This is a genomic window from Marinimicrobium agarilyticum DSM 16975 (assembly GCF_000423345.1).
GTDB classification, from domain to species: Bacteria; Pseudomonadota; Gammaproteobacteria; order Pseudomonadales; family Cellvibrionaceae; genus Marinimicrobium; species Marinimicrobium agarilyticum.
In genome coordinates this window covers 86,090-106,359 of record NZ_AUHU01000015.1, presented here as the reverse complement: position 1 = coordinate 106,359, position 20,270 = coordinate 86,090, and the positions used below count along the sequence as shown (strand labels likewise).

The 20,270-nt window shown below is 57.1% G+C and carries 9 protein-coding genes and 3 pseudogenes; 7 read left to right on the top strand and 5 right to left on the bottom strand.

Annotated features, from left to right (window positions below):
• The coding region (locus G547_RS0114615; protein WP_027330490.1) for an integrase core domain-containing protein at positions 1-294 on the top strand (294 nt) is incomplete at its 5' end.
• A gap of 528 nt (positions 295-822) precedes the next feature.
• Here G547_RS0114615 and G547_RS23855 read toward each other — a convergent pair.
• Positions 823-1,065, bottom strand: a pseudogene (locus G547_RS23855) (transposase); the annotation flags it as partial.
• Positions 1,066-1,146: 81 nt separating this feature from the next.
• Here G547_RS23855 and G547_RS23150 point away from each other — a divergent pair.
• Positions 1,147-2,679 (top strand): annotated as a pseudogene (locus tag G547_RS23150) (IS3 family transposase).
• 43 nt (positions 2,680-2,722) lie between these two features.
• Here the strand turns inward: G547_RS23150 and G547_RS21680 are convergent.
• Positions 2,723-3,091: pseudogene (locus G547_RS21680) on the bottom strand (transposase); the annotation flags it as partial.
• Positions 3,092-3,310: 219 nt separating this feature from the next.
• On the opposite strand from G547_RS21680, the gene G547_RS0114590 reads away from it, so the two are divergent.
• On the top strand, positions 3,311-3,634 hold the full coding sequence (locus G547_RS0114590) for a hypothetical protein (RefSeq protein WP_027330486.1): 324 nt from the start codon (positions 3,311-3,313) through the stop codon (positions 3,632-3,634).
• A gap of 762 nt (positions 3,635-4,396) precedes the next feature.
• Here G547_RS0114590 and G547_RS0114580 read toward each other — a convergent pair.
• The gene (locus tag G547_RS0114580) at positions 4,397-5,722 is read right to left on the bottom strand and encodes a PepSY-associated TM helix domain-containing protein (protein WP_027330485.1); all 1,326 of its coding nucleotides are present in this window, start codon (positions 5,720-5,722) and stop codon (positions 4,397-4,399) included.
• Between the two features lie 25 nt (positions 5,723-5,747).
• Positions 5,748-8,039, bottom strand: coding sequence for a TonB-dependent receptor (locus G547_RS21675; RefSeq protein WP_245573489.1), 2,292 nt, complete (start codon positions 8,037-8,039; stop codon positions 5,748-5,750).
• Positions 8,040-8,165: 126 nt separating this feature from the next.
• Here G547_RS21675 and thpR point away from each other — a divergent pair, with 126 nt between their 5' ends.
• Entirely contained in the window at positions 8,166-8,702 is a 537-nt protein-coding gene (gene thpR / locus G547_RS0114570; RefSeq protein ID WP_027330484.1) for an RNA 2',3'-cyclic phosphodiesterase, read from the top strand.
• A gap of 31 nt (positions 8,703-8,733) precedes the next feature.
• On the opposite strand, the gene G547_RS0114565 is transcribed toward thpR, so the two are convergent.
• Positions 8,734-11,853 carry a glycoside hydrolase family 9 protein gene (locus G547_RS0114565; RefSeq protein ID WP_036188861.1) on the bottom strand — a complete coding sequence of 1,040 codons (3,120 nt, stop codon included), beginning with the start codon at positions 11,851-11,853 and terminating at the stop codon, positions 8,734-8,736.
• 326 nt (positions 11,854-12,179) lie between these two features.
• On the opposite strand from G547_RS0114565, the gene G547_RS21670 reads away from it, so the two are divergent.
• The 3 genes from G547_RS21670 (at position 12,180) to G547_RS21665 (ending at position 20,255) form a co-directional block, all read left to right on the top strand.
• The gene (locus G547_RS21670) at positions 12,180-14,654 is read left to right on the top strand and encodes a glycosyl hydrolase (protein WP_051235535.1); all 2,475 of its coding nucleotides are present in this window, start codon (positions 12,180-12,182) and stop codon (positions 14,652-14,654) included.
• Positions 14,655-14,789: 135 nt separating this feature from the next.
• Positions 14,790-17,729, top strand: coding sequence for a TonB-dependent receptor (locus tag G547_RS0114555; protein WP_027330482.1), 2,940 nt, complete (start codon positions 14,790-14,792; stop codon positions 17,727-17,729).
• 243 nt (positions 17,730-17,972) lie between these two features.
• On the top strand, positions 17,973-20,255 hold the full coding sequence (locus G547_RS21665) for a carbohydrate-binding domain-containing protein (protein WP_051235533.1): 2,283 nt from the start codon (positions 17,973-17,975) through the stop codon (positions 20,253-20,255).
• Positions 20,256-20,270 lie beyond the last annotated feature (15 nt).

The following is a 20,270-nucleotide window of genomic DNA, read 5'->3' as shown; positions in this document are numbered from 1 at the left end:
TATCAGCTATACTTGGCGCTGAATGAGATAGAACACACCAAAACCAAGGCTCGACACCCGCAGACCAATGGCATCTGTGAGCGATTCCATAAGACAGTGCTGCAGGAGTTTTATCAGGCCACGCTACGGCGTAAGATCTACGATACGCTGGAGGCACTTCAGTCGGACTTGGACGACTGGCTGCATGAGTACAATCATCACCGTACTCACCAGGGGAAAATGTGCTGCGGCAGGACGCCAATGGAAACCCTGGAAGATGGCAAGCGAATCTGGAAGGAAAAGTTCGTAGGCTGAACTTGACCTGACAGACACCATCGGAAAAACCGGTAACTGTCAGATCAAGTCTGGACTACTACATCTGATACACCCACTTTTTTATCCTCAACAGAAAACAGCGGCAAGGCCCCGGCCGCTGTTTTGTTCAGAAGGCCTTCAGAATATTGTGAATACGAAGGCCCCACTTTCAAAAGTTGTGACGGCTTTTCCTCTTCTGCATTGTTACCACACCCTATGCAGCTGACGCTGCGTAAACAACCCTCTGATTTACTTACCAAAAATTGTCGACAACTTTTTTACGGATTGTCCGCTCGTTTGGCGGTAAGTTGTTGAGGGTATTTAAAAAACCGTCGGCTTATGACTTCACGAAGCCTGCTGAAGCACCGTATCAATCATCTCGATCACAAACTTCTGCTTGGACTTGGGCAACTCGTTTAGCCGCTCGATCTGCTGTTGCAGCTTGGAGGCCGGGCCGCGCTTGCCACCAATCTTTTTCGGCTGGTTCCCCAGCAACTCATCAATAGAAATCCTGAACAGCTCCGCCACCACCGCCAGAACCTCTTTGCGGCCCGTGTCATCGGAGCCGATCAGCACCAGAAGACACAACTTGTCATCCATGCGGACTTGGCTGTAGACGCCATCAGACCAGAGGTACACGTATCGGCGCTTGCTCAAGTCTCGTTGGCGCCACCGGTCGTAATCCTGCTCCCAGCCCTGCTTGAGGCGGCTGACGGTGTTGGCCGACAGTCCCGTGGCCCCTTCGCCCAGCAGCGCTTCCAGCGCCGGCTGCATCTCACTGTCAGCACCGGTGTTAAAAGTCCGTAAAAAAGAGGGTGCGGCGGATATCTTGGACTACTTTGGAGGTAGTTCATGTATTCTTATTCTGATCGCCTGAAGGCCATTGAGGCCTACATCCAGTATGGGAAGAGCGCGGCGGCAACCGTCCGAGCGCTCGGATATCCGTCCAAGAAGCAACTGCGGCGTTGGTATCAGGGCTACTTGGCTTCCGGTCAAGTTCCCATGCGGAAAAAACGGAAGCCAAAATACACTTCGGAGGAGCGTCGTCGGGCTGTTGAACATTATTTCCGTACAGGCCAATGTATAGCTCGAACGGTCAGGGAACTCGGTTACCCCAACATAGAGTGGCTGCGCGCATGGGTAAACGGTGAAACGCCGGTTGCAGTAGTCAGGCGGACCAACCCGGTGGAGCCCTTTGGGCGCTCGGGCGCAGAGAGAAAAAGTGCCGTCATTGAGCTATGTACCCGTCAAGCCTCGGCCACAGAGGTTGCCCACAGATTCGCAGTCACCCGTCAGACCCTGTATAACTGGCGTAAACAGCTACTCGGCGCTGAGACGGGGAAAGCCATGAAACGACCACACAATCGGACCTCTGATGGCGATCTTGATGAACTTAGGGCCGAAGTGGAGGCTCTGGAAACGCGTGTCCATGAGCTACAACTTGAGCACGACATCCTTGTCAAGGCGAATGAACTTGTAAAAAAAGACGAGGGCGTCAACCCTCAGACCCTGAGCAACCGGGAAAAGACGCTGCTGGTTGACGCCCTGAAAGACGCTTACCAGCTTGCCGAGCTGCTCACGGCCCTCGATCTGCCCAGGAGCTCGTATTACTACGGCAGGGAAGCTCTGCAGCGCCCAGACAAGTATGCCGAGGAACGACAAGAGATAGAGATAATCTTCGAGAGCAATTAACGCTGCTATGGTTATCGACGCATAGGCGAGTGCTTGAGGCGCAGCGGTTCGCGGCTCTCTGAGAAGGTGATCCGTCGACTTATGGCGGAAGAAGGCCTGGTGGTCCGTAGCACCCGGCGTAATCGGTTCAACACCTATCGCGGAGAGTTGAGCCCGGCACCGGGGAACATAATCGCTCGAGACTTCCGTTCATCTGCGCCCAACGAGAAGTGGCTGACGGACCTGACCGAGTTCGCGATTCCGCCAGGCAAAGTCTATCTATCTCCGATGATCGATTGCTTCGACGGTCTCGTGGTCAGTTGGTCGATTAGCCCGACACCCAATGGGGACCTCGTAAACGCCATGCTTGACGAGGCTATCAGTACGCTGGCATCCGGTGAAACACCGACTGTACATTCGGACCGGGGGTGCCACTACCGCTGGCCGGGTTGGCTTCAACGCCTTGAGAGAGCGAATTTGACGCGCTCCATGTCTCGTAAAGGATGCTCGCCAGACAATGCCGCTTGCGAGGCATTCTTCGGGCGACTAAAGACAGAGTTCTTTTACCCGAGGCAATGGGCCGGCGTCACCATGGAGCAGTTCGTTGCCGAACTCGACGAGTACATCCGTTGGTACAACGAAACCCGCATCAAAATGTCGCTTGGCGGGAGGAGTCCCGTCGAGTATCGTCAGAGTTTAGGCATTGCAGCTTGAAAATTTGTCCAAGAAAAGCGCCGCACCCTCAATGAGGACAAAATAGGCCGGTGTTGACATCACCGGTGGAGATCCCCTTCAAGTACAGCCAGGGACTGAACTCCTCCATGGCCTTGGTGCGCTTGAGGTACGGCGGGACCAGGCTGCTGTTGAACTTGATGCCACTGCCGGAACGATCCCGCACCTTGACCGGCAAGTCTCCAAGCCCGCTCTGCACCGTCCTTTCCGGCAAATGGCCGTTGCGCACGACCGCTTGTCTGCCCTCCACCCGGATGTCTGAATACTGCTCCAAAAGCTCTGCCAGTTCCGCCTCAACAGCCTTCGCCAACAGCTGCTGAGCGCCGTGCTTGAGCAGGTCATTCAGCGGGTCCTGGGCTGGCGTTTTCAGGTCAAGAATATTACCATCGGTCATGCGGTGTATCTCCTCTGTTGATTGTTGATCCGCCAAGATCAATCAACAGGATACACCGCTCCTTTTTCAGGTCATACACCAGAAATCATCATAGCTCCACCGTCGACTCTGCAGGAACAACTACTTACAGGAAAGATTATGGCGAGAGAGTGGGTGCCGGCCCCAATTGGGGCGATCAGTCCCAGGTAAAAGTACATCAAGACGCTAAAGGTGTATGTCATGGTCATCCCCGTGGGCCTGAAAGATAGAGGCGTTGCAGAAATGAATAACGAAATATTTAAAAATCTTGAAAGAGATCTTCCGGTGGAAAGAAGAGTTATTGCAAGCAGAGTGGCGGGTGGCCCAGACTCTGCGCTGGGGAAGGATCTCATGAATAATTTTTGGGTCAACAACGATACGGATCTGAACGAAGATCTGGGGTTTGTGTTTGCGGTAAAACCATTAGAGTTATCGGGTAGCCGGTTGAAAGGTTATTACCGTTTGTACTTATCTAGCGTGTCTTCGTACTTTGCAGTACGAGCGTTCGAGTATGATGATCTTTAAGAATATTTGACGGAGGTCAACGAAGAAAAATTTATTAACAATAGGGAGTTTTTTCTGTTGAAGAGCATAGTTGAGAATTATGGATATACTTTTCTCGACAAAGATAGTTGGTCTCAATCGCCATGTGTGAACATTCTTGAGCTTGTTTACGATAAACCTTCCAACTATTTCAATTTACTTTTCTCGACGGAAGGGAAAGATTATTAATTAATAGATTGAGAATGCTTTTTATATTAAGTAGGGTGTTAGGGGTATAGTGATTACTGTCACCTGATTTTTAGTGTATTATCACTCACGGAGAAAGCCAGGTACGTGCAATGGAAAAGATGATAATTTCTGACCCCGAGTTCCGTTTGGACGCAGCCCAGCTTGTGGTTGACCAAGGCTACGCAGTGAAAGCTGCTTGATGCGTCATCGGAATCAACAAGCTCACCATACAGTAAGTGGGGGTGCAGGTTTCGAGCCCAGCGGTTAGGAAAAACGCCACCAAAAAAGGAAAGGATGATTAAAAGGCCTGAGTCGTTGGTTTTTAGTGGCAACGCATTGGATGTGACCAGCTGCGGCAACCTATATCCAATAGCGGATCTGGCTCAGTGACGATTGACAGAAATGGAACATTACGCCGGTGGATGGCGACTACCGTCGCATCTCTTCGGTTAATACCGGCGAATTGACATTGAGTGTGGATGTTTTTAACGGACAACGGTGCCAATCTGGTCCAGTGCGAATGCATTTCCGGGAACACCAACCCGCCGTTTTCGGTTAATGGTGGATCTGCATTCCCAGCCAAACCGCCACCGGTTCAATCCGCCGGATCACCAACCACTCCAAAGCCCAAAGCGCGACCAGAGAGATGCCCACCAAGGGTAGGAAAATTCCCAGTGCTAAAATTCCCACGCCAACAATTTTCGCTTTGCGATGATCCAATGGTGAGGGTGCGCCCAATGTGCTTTCCGGTTTCCGCTTGCGCCACAAAATAAATCCACTCACGGCCAAGGTAACGAGTCCAAGCGCCGTGACCACACCCAGAAGCTGATTAAACCATCCGAACAGTTGACCTTCGTGGGCGGCGATGCCGACGCCCACTACTTTGTCCACCGTACTCTTATCGTTAAACCCGCTGCGTTTTTCCACGCTTCCCGTTTCTGGATTGAGCCAGGCGGTGGCTCTTAAGGGGCGGTTTTGGTGTTGAGAGGCCACCTTCCAGAGGCCCTCGTCCCAAGACAATTCTACCGGAGGCGCGAACTGTAAATCTTGCGCGGCGTTGACAATGTTTGGCTTGAGGTTGGGTCGGTCATTCGGACTTTCCGTGCCATGGTGATGGTGTTCTTCAACGGAGCGAACTCGCCAATCCTGCTGCACGGGCTCCTCGGTCCATTGCCGCACCTCTTTGAAGGCGCTGCCCCATACCAGGCTCCAGGGCAAACCGCTGAGCAATAAAAACAATGCCATGATGGAAATCCAGAAGCCGACCACCGCGTGCAGATCGCGCCAGAAAACGCGGCCGGTTTTGGTCAGGCGTGGATACAGAACGCCGGCCAGGCCTTTGGCGGAACGCGGCCACCAGAGGTAGAGGCCGGTGAGGATCAGTACGATGGCCCAGCAGGCGGCCAGCTCCACAAAAAGGGAGCCGGTGGTGCCGACCAACAATTCGCCGTGGAAGGTTCGAACCTGCCGAATAAACTGGTTTTCATAACTCATCTGGTGCAGCATTTTGGCATTGCTCGGGTGGATGTAGGTCAAATAGCGCTCGCCGTCTTTGGTGACGCTGACTAGCACCGCGTCGTCGGCGTCGCCGGGCAATCGAAAATTCTGGAAAGTGCTGCCGGGAAGGTGTTCGGTGGCCGCCTTAATCAGCGTTTCCGGTGCGGCGGGTGTGCCCACCTCCGACAGGTTGTGGAAAGGTCGCTCATTCCATTGATCGATTTGCGGCTTGAACAGATAGATCGCGCCAGAGAGCGCGAGCGTGATGATAAATGGAATGCAGAACAGGCCAGCGTAAAAGTGCCACCGCCAGATGGTCCGGTACCACTGCTTGGTGTTGGCAGCGACGGTGGGTGTATTGTTGGTATCGACGGCCTGATTCATTGCATTTCACGCTCAAGGTTTTTTGTTATTGCCAGTCATAGGAAAAGTTGGCGTACACCGTTCGCCCCGGCCAGGGGTGTGCTACATAGGCGCGTTGGTCGGTAATGTTGTCCACGCCCAGGCTGAAACCCCAACGGTCGTCGAACTGGTAGCGCGTTTTCAGCCCGATAAAAGCATAGCCGTCCTGCGCGCCGTAGACTTCGTCCTCGGTGTCGCTGTTGTCCAGGTTGCCGTAACTGTCACTGGCGTACTGGAGGCTGGCGCTGAGGTCCCATTTCGGGGTCAGATGGTAAGTCGTCAGCAGGTTCCCGCGCCAACGGGGCATGCGTGGGAAGGTGTTGCCTTCCAGATCTGGGTTGGGGTCGTTCTCGGTGATTTCCGAGCGGGTGTAGGTGAGGTTGAAGCGCAGGTCGAGCTGCGGATGCCAGAGCCCTTGCAGGTTGGCAATCCATTCCGCCCCCCAGGTAGTCACTTCGTCTACCGGCACAAAGGTGCGGACCGAACCGCCGCCAGGAAGAAGGTCGGTTTGGGATTCGATCACATCGTCAATGGTTTCCTGAAACAGGTTAAAACGCATGACCCCATGGTCGAGCTCGCGCTCCAGCATCAGGTTCTGATGCACGCCGTCTTCGGGTTTCAATTCCGGGTTGGCTTGGCTGACCGCGTTGTAGGCCCGGTACTGGCTGAATAGCTCCTCCACGATGGGAAATCGGTAAGCCTGAGCCAAGGAGTACCGCCATTGCCATTCACTGTTGGGCGCAAAACCGAGCGAAAACTTGGGGGAGATGTGTTGACGATCATTGCCCGGTACCGGGGTCAGGTCCAGTTCCGGTGTGCCGGGCTGGTCGTTCGAAAAGTAGCCGTTATTGCTTTGCCAGTCTTCGTAGCGAAGTCCCAGTGTAGTATCCCATTGGGGATGGAATTGCCAAGCGGCCTGTGCGTAGAGTGCATCGATGCGAGTCTCGCCCCCACTGCGCCCGACCGCTGCGGTTTTTTCACCGTTGCGATAATCATCGGAGTCGTAAATATTGAGGTTCAACTCATAAGCTTCAGTGCGGGCACCGGTAACCAGTGAGAGCCCTTCGGTGAGCCAGTCTTCAGCGTGCAGTTTGACCTCGGCGGTCTGCCAGCCGGTGTCGCCGTAGTCGCTGACTTGGCCTGTCGGTGAGGCGTCGGGGTGGGCCGGGTTGACTGCGGACTCTCGGCTTTCGTCCCGAATGATGGTGAAGTGACTCAGGCTGGTTTCTAGGGAAACGCCCTCAGCCAGTTCCCCGCGAATACGCCAGCCGGTGGATAGAGTGTCGCGCTCCATCGTGCTCACGTTCAGCCGGGAGGCGGGCATGGAAAAGGCCGTGCCGTCTTGCGTGACGGCGCCGCCCCAGACGAATTCCCCAACCGGGCCGGTGACGTAACTGTTGGCGTCGTCGCTGCGAGAGAGGCGGTCTTCGTAGGCGATATTGACCAGCGTGGACCAGCGCTTCCAGTCGTAACCGAGTTTCAACTTTATATTGTCGGTGGTGGTGTTCACCATCCCGGTGTCCCCAAAATACAGCCTTGGACTTCCCTCCTTGTCCAGCCCGGGAATGGCACCGCTAACCGGCGTCGGGTTGGCGGCGTCGGTTTTGCCGCCGTAATAGTAGGATTGCGGTTGGGCCTCATTGTCCAGATGGTTGTAGGAGAGGTAAACGCTTAAATCCCCAAAGCGATCGCCGTAGGAGGCGAAGCCTTTATAGCCGTTAATCGTGTCGTCAAAACCGTAGGCGTCGAAGTCCTGCGAGAAAAAGCTGCCATCCATATGAATGCGGCGGCCCTCGGGAATAGCGGTCTCGATATTGATCACACCGCCCATTGAATTGCCGCTGTACTCGGCCGAGAAGGGGCCGTAGAGCAGTTCGACTTGGGCGATTTCGCTGGCGGAGACCAGTGTCCAGCGCGGGGCGCCGCTCCAGCGCGATTCCAGTAAGTAGTGAAGCGGTACGCCGTCGGCAAAGACCATGGAGCGCGCCGTCTGGAACATATTGGAACCGCGCATGCCCAAAGTCCCATTGGCGTCGCCAATAAAACGGCGTCGGATCACCAGGCTGGGCTCGAACTTGACCAGATCCTCGGTGGTGGCGATGTTGATGGCCTTGACGTCGTCCGGCGTGATGACGCTGCTGGGGCCGCTGGTTGGGGTGTTCTGGCCGTCGCCGCGCTCGCCCCAGACACGCACCTCTTCCATGGCCAATGCAGGCATTGCCGGTTCGGCTGAGAGCATGGGAGCGAACAGCGCCAACCCGGCACAACACACGATGTTATGCTTGTGAATGTGCAACACAATGCGCCTCCTGTTGGTTCGCGAGTCGCAGCATAGTCAACGGCGAAACGGTCGCACAGTGACAAATTGTCGCACCTCGACAAACGCGGTCACAGTGTGCACGGTTGATGTCTAAGGAGAATGTTCATGCGAGTTTTTCTCGGAATCGAATTACCTGATGAAGTCAAACGGTCCCTGCTTTCGTTGCCTCGCGAGTCGATCGAAGCTCGGTGGCAGACGGCTGAGCAGTTACACCTGACGTTGAACTTTATTGGAGAGCTAGACGAGGCCATGGTGGCCACGCTCCGGGAACGGTTGCAATCTCCTCCGTTGGAGCCGGTGTCTCTGCGGTTAAAAGGCGTTGATGTGTTCGGTTCCGCCGAACATCCCAAGGCATTGTGGGTGAGGGTCGAACCCGCCGCGCTGTTGCAGCACTGGCACCATACCCTGAGGGACCGGCTGGAGGCCGTGGGCCTTGAGCAGGATGAACGGGATTTTCAGCCCCATGTCACTTTGGCGCGGTTCGGGCGCAAGGCTGTGTCTGTGAAGGAATTCCTGAAAGCGAACGAGGAGTACATCTCCCCCAACTTTACCGTGGATCAGCTGTGTCTGTTTGAAAGCCATTTGAGCGATAAAGGCGCGCGCTATGAGGTGATTGAGCGCTTCCCGGTGGGGACGCTTTAGAAGAGGCACGTCCTTGTGCCTGGGTTCATGATCAGTCGCAGGTGCTACCGGTCAAAGTCGGAACGACCGCATCCGCCTGGCCTTTGCTGACCTGGAAGCCGAACTCCACGGTCTGGTTCGGCTGCACGGTGCTGTTCCAGCTTAGCGGCTCGGCGCTGTAAGGATTGCTGCCAGTGATGGTGGCGTTCCAGCTGTTCTGCAGGCTGGAGCCGTCGGTGAACTCCCAGCCGACTTGCCAGCCGTTCAACGCGCTGTCTCCCTGGTTGGTAATGCGGATAAGCCCAACGTAGCCGCTGTTCCATTCATTCTGGATAACGAACTCACACTGGCTGTCGCCGCCGGTGCCGGGGTCTTCGATCGTGATCACCTGGGTGACGCTGTCGCTGTCCGTTCCGTCGTCGACGGTCAGAGTGATCGGCGTTTCGCCGATGACCGTCAGGCTGTTTTCCACCACTTCACCCGCCATCAGGTAATCCGAGTCAAAGTCCCAGCTATAGAACAGCTCGTCACCATCGGCGTCGCTGCTGCAGCTGCCGTCGAAGGTGATGGTTTCACCCTGATCCGGGTTGGCTGGGTTGTAGGTGAAGCAGGCCTCCGGCGGGGTGTTCACCGGTTCCGTCACCACGTAGTAGGTCGCGCTGTCGGTGGCATCCAGCGCATTGCCGTTGGCATCCAGTGCGGTGACTGACACGGTAAAGGCGCCCACCCTGGCCGGGGCAGTCAGGCTGATGGTCTCGCCCGGGCCAAACTCTCCGGCCGCATTGCCATCCACCATTACACCGATGGAAGCGGCATTGCTCAGGCTGACATCCAGGGTAAAGTTCTGCCCCGGATTGAGTTCGGCGCCGCCGGCGGGGGCGTCAATGGCGATGCTCGGGAAGTCCGGCTCATCGACGCTGATGCTCACGGTCGCCTCGCCAGAGTCCGCGCCAGCGTCATCGGTTACCGTGTAGGTGAAGCTGTCGCTGCCGGAAAAACCCGTGTTGGGCGTGTAAGTGCGGCTCGAGCCGCTGCCGCTCAGGGTGCCATTGCTCGGCGCGCTCACCACCTGATAGCCCGTGATGCTGCCGTCGGAATCATTGCCTTCGAGCGCTATGGACACCGGCATCTCGTAGTCGGTAGTGACGCTGACGTCCGCTGCGGTCGGCGCGCAGTTGACGCCGGTATCGCCGCCACAGCCACCGCCGGGCTCATCACCCCAAAGCAGGCCTTCGTCGCCGTAGATCGCGATTTGCGGGGCGGTCGCGCCGTACTGCTCTGACGTAGTCTCGTATACCGGGTCCCAGGAGGGATCATTGCTGTTGTCCCACTCGGCCGCGTCGGTGGTGGTGGGCAGCGAGGCCCGGAACTGGACTTCGCGCCGGTGCGCGGATTGGCCGCCGGGGAAGATGACATCGCCCGCGAAGCTGATTTCCGCGTAGTAGATATTGTCCGCCGGGTCGCCCCAGGCGTGCAGGCCGGTAACTGAGGTGGCCTGGGAATAGGCGGTGCTCAGGGTGACGTCGTCAGCGGTGTAGCCGGCGGCATAAATTTCGCTCAGATCGTAGAAATAGCGGAAGTAGAGATCATCCCGTCCGTCGGCGGGCGTGGTGGTGCGGTTTTGCAGCACGGCTTTGATCTCGATATGACGCGGGCCACTGCTGTTGACCTGGGCTCCAACCAACAACTCGTTGGGTTCGGGCGTGACCGTGGGCGGAAACTCGCTCTCGGGCAAAGGCTCGCCGCCGTAGTCGTTATAGAGGGCGGCCACCGCCCCGGTAAAGCCGGAGTTGTAGTCCACCGCGACTTCGTTCATCACATAGTCGCCCCGGTCTTCGGTGTAGTTGGTGTCGTTGTCCGGGCCGGCCACGACCGCGCCGATCAGCTCGTGGCGTTGCTCCTCGGGCACTTCCAGACTGTCTGCCCAGGAGCCGTGGGAGCCCCGATGGTGCACGTTGGTGGGGTAGTCGTCACCGTAGCCGATCAGGTAGCTCAGGTTCAGCGGGTTGTCGCCCAGAATGTAATCGATCTGTTGCTTACCGAAATCCTGGTAGCGGTCATAGAGGTTGTGCTCCGGCCCGATGACGTCGGCGTAGCGCAGAGACAGGAACGCGAGGTTGGCGGCGTAGCGGTTGACGCCCCAGCCGGAGCTGTCCACCACGGCAATGCCGCCGGGAGTGCGGGTGCCGTCCCCGATGCTCCAGTGGTCCAGGTAGCGCTGGGCGTCCTGGTGGAAGCGCTCATCGCCGATCAGGTCCGCCATCATCACATAGACGGCGTAGGCTTTGTCGTTCCAGTTGAGCGACCAGGTGTAAACCGGCGTTTCGGTGCGGTTTTCAAAGCCCATCCGGTCGTAGTAGTAGAGGGCCCGTTCGCGGTACTGGTCCTCGCCGGTGGCGCGCCAGAGCCACACGGCGCCCCAGGCCATTTCGTCCCAGTAGACGCCGTAGGTCGAGTTATAGAATTGCTGGGCGTCGGTAATGCAGTTGGAGTAGGCGTTATCGGTGCCATCCTCGCCCGTGGTGTTTTCCGCGAACTCGTACAGCTCCCGGGCGTGACTCAGCAGCGTTGCGGCGTAGGTGCTGTCTTCGGGCTCGAACACCATGGCGGAGGAGGCCATGGCCGCGGCGGTTTCCGCCGCCAGATCGGGTCCGGGGCAGTTCATGTCGATCTTCATCGCTTCCCGGGACTCGGGAATTTTGTGATGCACCACTTCCGCCGGGCCCCAGAAACTGTGGTCGGCATTGCCCAGGCCAACCTGGCCGTAGAGCACGTTGGGGCTGGGATGGGCGTTGATGAAGTAGTCGTTGACGAAGCGCAGGTTGTTCAGCAGGTGCTCCATCTGGCCGGACTGCTCGTAGGCCTGGCGGTAGTCCACACCGCCCCAGGCTAGCAGGGTGGTGGTAGCCGCCATGGGGAAACCGAATTTGACGTGATCGCCGGCGTCGAACCAGCCGCCGCGTAGGTCCAGACCCACGTCGGCCCCGTCGTCGGGCACCGAGTCACCGCGCCATTCCACCCGGTTCCAGTCGGGCAGCGGGCCCGCCTGTTGGGCTTCGTAAAAGAGCAGGGATTTCTGTAGCGCCTCGCCGTACTGTTGGGCATTGACCGAAGCGGTGGCGCCGAGGCCGAGCGCCAGCACCGCCATTGCCTTTAGAGGTTGGACTTTCATAAGAGTCTCCTGAGTTATCGTTGTTGTGCTCATCGTGCGATCGACCCTGGCCGAGCGCACCCGAAATTGTCCGAGTGACTCAGAGCTTTGCCTGTTAACTGAGTCACGGGACGAAAAACTTTCGGCGCCGAAAGTTTCATAGAGGGGCGTAGGGAGCGGATGGGGGCGCTGTCCCAGTTTTCTTTTGCTCGTCCCAGTTTCGAAAATCCGCAAAGTGGGGCGACGGGTGAGCCCTCAATGGCGTCTTATCGCAGGTAACGTGCCGGCAATGAATCGGTGACCGACAGATAAAAGCGATAAGAGTGGGAGGCTGTGCCTTGAGGGTAATGATCTTGCAGTGGGGATTGGTGGTGGTCGGGCTGACGTTGGTGGCCGCCTGCAAAGCGCCCGATGAGTACGGTGCGGGCTCAGTCAGCGCGCGTATTTACCCACAGAGCTATCAGTGCGAAAAGCAGGGAGATCGGGCTCGTGTTCGCAGCGCGGGCGTGGTTTACCCCGAGGTGCCCTCGTGCGAGGGTCAGGTTCGCCCCCACCAACGCCTGCCGCAGACCGTGGCCCCCGCGGCCCGCAAACCCACCATGGCCCACCGGTGGTGGGGAAATGTCGCCTTCTTTGGTGAGCACGGCATCGGCGATCCGGACGGTATTGGCTATATTACGCCCGACCCCCTTACCGCGCGGATCACCGAGCGAGGCATGCGTCTGATGGGCATTCCCGCCGGTTTGCGCGTGCAGGAGGACCGGGTGACCTACCCCATTCCCAACCCTTTGGACGAAGTGTTTGATGGTATTGCCCTGGCCAACAGCCAGTTCGACGAACTGGATGCCTTCGTTCGGGACTACAGCGACGGCTCGGTCACTCTGGAGTGGCGCAGCGGGCATCGGCCGGTGATGGCGGCCACCTTCGTGCAGGGCTCCCCCTACGTCTATCTGAGTGTCTACCGGGGCGACCTGTTACTGCGAACTCATGCACCGGATGGTGAGCACAAGGGGGTATTTCATCAGACCGGCAATACACTGGGCTTGTGGACCGACGTGGCCGGCCAACGGAACCATTTTCTGCTCACGGGCCACGGTGACACGGCTTTCAGAGGACTCCACGGCAGGGAGATTCGGGCGGTCAGCAAGACCAGCCATTTCACTCTGACGTGGTTACCGGTGGGGGAGGAGGAACCTACCCTCGATATGGTAAATGCCTTCCTGGCCCACGCACGCCAGCCGGTGGACGAAGTGCGGGTCGAGTATCAGGTCGACCCGGCGGACTATTCGGTCACCGTTTCCCACCAATACCGCTATCAAGGGCAGCCGGTAGAAACCCTGGCAGGCCTTCAGCCTCTGCACTGGAAAAACAGTAAGCAGGTACTTACTGACTACCAGGTGCGCAGCAGCCGGGGACTGCTTCGTTTTGCCCAAACCGACGGCTTTGACTACCAGTTGGCTTATACCGGTGTTCTGCCGGGCTTGCCGCCGGGCGTGGGCGATTACGACCCGAAGCGGCTGCAGGGCATGATTCGCGCCTTCGTTGACAGCGGCCCCGGCACCTGGACCCAGGCGACCGATACCTACTGGGCGGGTAAGCAATACGGCAAGGTGGCGGAGCTCGCCCTGCTGGCCCGTACCCACGGTATGACCGCCGAAGCCGACGCGCTGATTGACGGTCTCAAGGCCGAGCTGGAGGACTGGTTCCGGGCGGAGGAGCAAGGGCAGCCCAAGGCGGCCAAGTACTTTGTCTACGACGAGCGTTGGCACACGGTCTTGGGGGTCCACGAATCGTTCGGCGCGCATCAGGCGCTTAATGATCACCACTTTCACTACGGTTACTTCGTACGCGCGGCCGCCGAAATTTGTCGGGTCGACCCGCACTGGTGCAGTGCCAGTCAGTGGGGCCCCATGGTCGAACTGCTGATTCGGGATTACGCCGCTGGCCGGGATGATTCACGCTTTCCGTATTTACGCCATTTCGACCCCGCCTTTGGCTTTTCCTGGGCCTCGGGGTCGGCCAATTACCTGCTGGGCAACAACAACGAGTCCACTTCCGAGGCCGCCTCCGCCTACGGAGCCATGATTCTCTACGGCCTGGTCACCGACCAGCCGGAACTGGTGGATCGCGGCGTTTATCTTCATGCTTCCACGGCAGCCGCTTTTTGGGAATATTGGAGCGATATCGACGGGTATCGCGACGAAAAGCCGGACTTTCACAACTTTCCCCGCGACTATAACAAGATCACCACGTCCATCGTCTGGGGTAGCGGCCACGTATTCGCCACCTGGTTCAGTGACGCCCACGCCCATATCCTGGGTATTCAGGGCCTGCCCTCCAGCCCCTTGATACTGCACCTTGGCCAGCACCCCGGTTACCTGAGGGACTACGTTGAGCTCGGTCTCAGTGAGGCCGTCAATGGCAAACCCTCGGGGTTGCCTGATGGCCAGTGGCGGGACATCTGGTGGAATATCTGGGCTATGACCGACGCCGACGCCGCCATGGCAGATATGGCGCAACATGGCTTTGACTACGCGCCGGAAGAGGGTGAAACCAAAGCGCACAGCTACCACTGGGTGAGCACTTGGCAGAATCTCGGGCATCTGGCGATGGGCGCGCTGACGGCGGATGACCCCGCGGCCGTGGCCTTTGAGAAGGGCGGGCGATATACCTACATTGCCTACAACTTCGACCGCTCAGAGCGTCGGGTTACCTTCTCCGATGGCACAGTGCTGACGGTCGCGCCGGGGAGCTTCGAAATTCAACAATCGCCCGGGAAGGCGCCGCGAGCGGGCGTCTCGCTTTACGAAAACGCAAAGTGAGACTCACCACCTTGAGGTGTTTCGGCAAAGTGGGACGACCCTCGCACGGCTCAGGTGGATAGTGTGCAATAAGCGGTCGGCGCCTGCCGACCCGCTTCTTCAAGACTACAATTATAACGGTTTGAGGATTTGGATATGACCAACAACAGCAGTTTCAAACGCAAGCTCATCGCCTCCGTCGTGGCGTCCTCCGCGCTGGCCGGTCTGTCTGGTGGTGTCTACGCCCAGGATGCAGACGCGCCCATGATGGATGAGATTGTCGTCACCGGCATTCGGGCCAGTCTGACCCGTGCGATGGACATCAAACGAGACTCAGGTGGCATTGTCGACGCAATTTCCGCGGAAGATATCGGTAAATTCCCCGACACCAACCTGGCGGAGTCGCTGCAGCGGATTACCGGTGTATCGATCGACCGCTCCAATAATGAGGGTAGCAAAATCACTGTTCGAGGGTTTGGTCCAAACTACAACCTTGTGTTGTTGAATGGTCGCAAAATGCCCAGCGTCGGTGATTCCCGGTCTTTCGAATTTGGTGACATTGCGGCGGAAATCGTCAGCGGTGTGGAGGTCCACAAGACCTTCAGCGCGGATAATGTGACCGGCGGGATCGGCTCAATGGTCAATATCAAGACGGCTCGCCCGTTGGACAACCCCGGTTTGAACTTTTCGATCGGCACCAAAGCCATGATGGATACCACCAACGAAACGGGTGACGATGTCACGCCTGAGGTTGCCGCCATCATTAGTAATACCTTTGCAGATGACACTTTCGGTGCTCAACTGGCTTTGTCTTATCAAGAGCGCGACAGTCGTTTGGTGAACGCAGATGTCGCCAACTGGCGCAATAACTTCCATACCGATGCCGGCAATATTGACATGTCGCTCGTGGAAGATAACCGGGCTGACCCGGACGGCCCCACCTTTTACCCCCGTAACTTTGGTTACGGTATTGACGATATTAGCCGCGACCGGCTGAATGGCCAAGCGGTGCTCCAGTTCGCGCCCACGGATAAGATTGAGGCAACCCTTGATTATACCTTTGTTGACGTCGATTATGAGGCCCTGAACACCGGTGTAGGGATCTGGTTTAGCGACACGGGCGACGCTCTGACTGACGGCGTCATTGATGAGAACGGGACGTTCGTATCCGTGACCGAGGCGGGTCAGGATTACGCTTCCAATATCCGTCGAAATACGTCGGAAACCGAACTTGACTCGGTTGGCTTGAATGTCACTTGGGATGTGAACGAAAACCTCGCATTGACGTTTGATGCGCACGATTCTTCTCGTCTCAACCAGGGTGTGGGTCGTGGTAACGATGCCTTCCTGATCCTGGGAGCGGTTGAAATCGACGAGAAAACCTATGACGCGACAGCGGGCGAAGACATTCCCTTTATGCACATCGATTTTCTGGACGATGGTGCTGGTATCGTGGATGGCGTACCTACGGCCGCTTCGTATGACTCGCTGTTTGCACAGTCCGGTATCAATATCAACGAGTCAGATGTGCAGCAGTTCCAGGTTGACGGCGTGTGGACCACCAACGACGACAGCGGTCTGGTTTCAGTTGATTTTGGCGTTGCGCATACGGAGATAGCCAACCGCTGGCGTTCGTTCAATACGGGGCAGCTGCCATTGGGGTGGTACTCGGATAATCAGGAACTATGGCCTGCTGACATGTTCACTGCCTTGCCAACAGCTGGACTGTTCCCTTCATTCTCTGGTGGGGACACCAATGTGCCCGTGTACCATACATGGGACTTCGAGCGCGGTGTTGCCATTGCCGAACAGCAGTGGGCTGATCATTCGGCATCTCCGCTTCCAGACTGGGGCACTGCGCCAGAGGGCACCAAGATGCGTGCCGACACTTCAGGCAGCCCTGTCAGCGACCATCGCGTGACAGAGGAAACCATGTCTGCCTATCTTCAGTTCAATATGGAGGGTGAGCTTTCGGGCATGCCGTTCCAGGTAGTTAGTGGGCTGCGCTATGAGCAAACGGATGTAGTATCCAACAGCTACCAGCAGGACCCGCTCGAACTCGTATGGCAGAACCCGACTGAATGGGGTTTGAATCTGGCCGAAGATAGCACCTATACCAATCGTACCGGTGACTATAAGGTGTTCTTGCCGAGCTTAGATGCGGCACTTGATATCCGTGAAGATGTAATTGGCCGCTTTAGCTTCAGCCAATCCATTACCCGGCCGACCTTGGGTAGCATGATCGGTACTCGGTCAGTAACAGATCGGCCCAAACCGGGTGAGCGTTCAGGTACTCAGGGCAATCCTAACCTGAGGCCGTTCTCATCCAACAACCTGGATTTGTCCCTTGAGTGGTATTATGACGATGCCAGTTACGCGTCGGTAGGCTTGTTCGTCAAGAAGGTGGATAACTTCATTGTCGATCAGTTTGTTTCAACCGAAGTGTTGAACTTGCGAGACCCACTCGAGGGGCCGAGGGCTCAACGGGCACGCGAAGAGCTTGCCGCTGAGGGGTTGGAAATTACCGATGAGACGGTGTTTAATCGCATCAATGAGAATCAGGGCACCGAAGGTGCGATAACACAGGTCGACGCTGATCCGCTGGCACCCTTCGAAATATCGACCCCCAGCAACATGGAAGAGGCCACTTTGCAGGGCGCTGAGTTCGCGGTGCAGCACAATTTTAGCGATACAGGTTTTGGCGTCATTGCGAACTTGACTTTGGTCGCGGGTGACCTGGAGGTTGACAACTCTTCGACCGATTTCCAGTTTGTTCTGCCGGGACTGAGCGATTCCGCAAACTTCATTGCCTTCTACGACAAAAATGGCTTGCAGGGGCGTATTGCCTATAACTGGCGCGATAGCTTCCTCAACGGTGTGGGACAGAACAATACTCCCATTTATACCGAGGAGTACGGGCAGGTGGATGTGACTATCAGTTACGATCTTCCATTCGTTGATGGTTTGACCGTCTTTGCCGAAGGCATCAATGTCACGGACGAGTCGCAGCGTCAGTACGCCCGTTACGAGAACATGTTCAAACACGCTGAGCAGTATGGCGCGCGCTATAACATCGGCGCCCGCTACACTTTCTAAACTGGACTAGGAAGTGCACTGAAAAGCCGCTCTTCGGAGCGGCTTTTTTTTGATGGGTGATTGGCGTCACACTTTTACCGTCCCACCTTTGTGGAGTCGTTAAAGTGCGACGCTTTACCACCCACTTCACTCTAGGGTAAGTCTGCATCGGAGAGGTATGGTGCAGGCTTATGCTAAGAGCAAATTTCGCTCACCATTCGCCTGCCAGGGAATAATCAATAATCAAATCCTGGAGTTATATCTATGAATGATTTTCATGAACGGTCGAATCGGTCATCGCGCCTTCCGGCGCTCATGGCGACTGTCGTTTTCGGCATTGCCGCCCATTCTCAGGCTCAGGTTGGGCCCCTGTTGTGGGAAGACAACTTTGATACGCTGAATTCCGAACATTGGAACGTCATCGAAGGCGATGGTTGTCCCAATCTGTGTGGTTGGGGCAACCAGGAACTTGAGTACTACCAGGGGGACAATGTCTCCATTGAGCCCGTGCCGGGTGAGTCCGGAAACTCTGCCATCGTGCTCGAAGCGCGCAATGAAACGGTGGAAAGTCGGGCGTTTACCTCGGGCAAACTCGATAGCAAGGGCGGGGTGTCCATTCAGTACGGTATGATCGAAACCCGCATTCGGGTGCCAGATCTGGACACCGGTCTGTGGCCTGCCTTCTGGTTGCTGGGCACCAGCACCGCAAGTTGGCCCGCGAAAGGCGAGATCGACATGATGGAAATGGGGCATAGCCAAGCCGTCATTGATGAAACGCACCCTGGCACCAGCATGAACCGGTTTGTTGGCAGCAACGCTATTTTCTACGCGGAGGAAGCCTGCACCGATGCCAACCCCACCTGTGCGGCGTCGACCGCCTGGCAAACCGATAATGCCTATGTCGCGAATACGTCTCTGAGTGACCGCTTTGTGACCTACCGGTTGTACTGGACCGATCAATCTTTGCGTTTTTCGGTGGTGGACAATGGCGTGGAGTACGATATGTACGACGCACCGATTGGTATTACGGACGCCTCTGACGAATTCCGCCAGCCGTTCTACCTGCTGATGAATATGGCGGTCGGCGGCACCTTTACCGACGCCATGCAAAATAGCGAAGTGACGGCGCCTCTGCCGGCCAAAATGTACATCGACTATGTGCGGGTATATGAGTACAACGGCATGGGGGAAGTGACGTTGGGCAATCCGGTGGAACCGGAAACCGGCACATTCGGCGTCTTTACCGAGCAGTCGGGAACCAGTCGCTCTCTGGAGGCAGGGGAAACGTCGGATATTTATATCTGGAGTACCGGCTCACTGGCGGGCGGTAACGAGCCGGCTTACGAAGGCTCGGAGGTTATTTCCTGGGACTACACCGCTCCGGGTCAATGGTTCGGTGGGGGCGTTCAATCCCGCCAGCCATTGGATATGAGTAACTTTGAGGATGGGCACCTGAGCTTCCGGATCAAGGTGCCTACCGATGTAGGCTTCCGCGTTGGTATTACCGACACCTACACCAACGAGCATTATATTGACTTTCCCGCCGGTGAAGAAAAGTACGGTCTGGTGCGCAATGGTGACTGGAGCCGGGTGAGCATTCCCGTGTCCGACTTGCGTGGCGATCTGGTGGCACTGCAGTCCATCAGCTACCCCTTCGCGCTTCTCAACACCGCCACCACACCGGCGCGCACTGTGTCGATCGCGATTGACGATATCGTCTGGGAAGGCGGTGGTTCGGATGACGGCGGCACTGGCACCAGCGATAGTGATGGCGACGGTGTCGATGACAGCGCCGACCAGTGCCCCGGAACGGCCAGCGGCGCCCAGGTAAACGCCAATGGCTGCTCGACCGACAGCGTCAAAATTCAGGCCGAGGATTACGTCAACTTTGTCGATAGCGATGTCGGCAACAACGGTGGCGCTTACCGTTCCGATGATGTCGATATCGAAGCAACCTCGGATACCGATGGTGGCTATAACGTGGGTTGGACCACCCCCGGTGAATGGTTGGAATACGACCTGAACCTCGCGCCGGGCACCTACCAAGTGACCGCGCGTGTTGCCTCCCTTAATGGTGGTGGTCAGTTCTCGGTCAGTCGTGGTGGTGCCTCGCTTTCTTCCAGCGTCAATGCCACGGGGGGCTGGCAGAATTGGGCCAGTCTGAATCTGGGCGAGTTGGAGGTCAGTGCAGCGGGCACTTTGCGCCTGGACGTCCAGACCGGCGACTTCAATCTCAACTGGCTGCGCTTTGAGCAGGTCGCCAGCGATGGTGGCAGCGGCGAACCACCCACGGGGCCTTACGGCGTGAGCCAGGTCTCCGCGAGTGAGGCCGAGTTCTACGTGGACACGTCGGCTTGGGCCGACGTGCATTACTCGATCAACGGTGGTAGCCAGCTTAACGTCCGCATGACCCAGGAAGGGAGTCGGAATGTGTACCGGGTCACCGGCCTCTCGGCGGGCGACACCTTGAGCTACCATTTCACCTACTGGAATCCAGACACTGGTTCGGCGGTGGACACAGCGCCGCAAACGTTTGTGATGGAATAAGAATTTTTCGGTAGA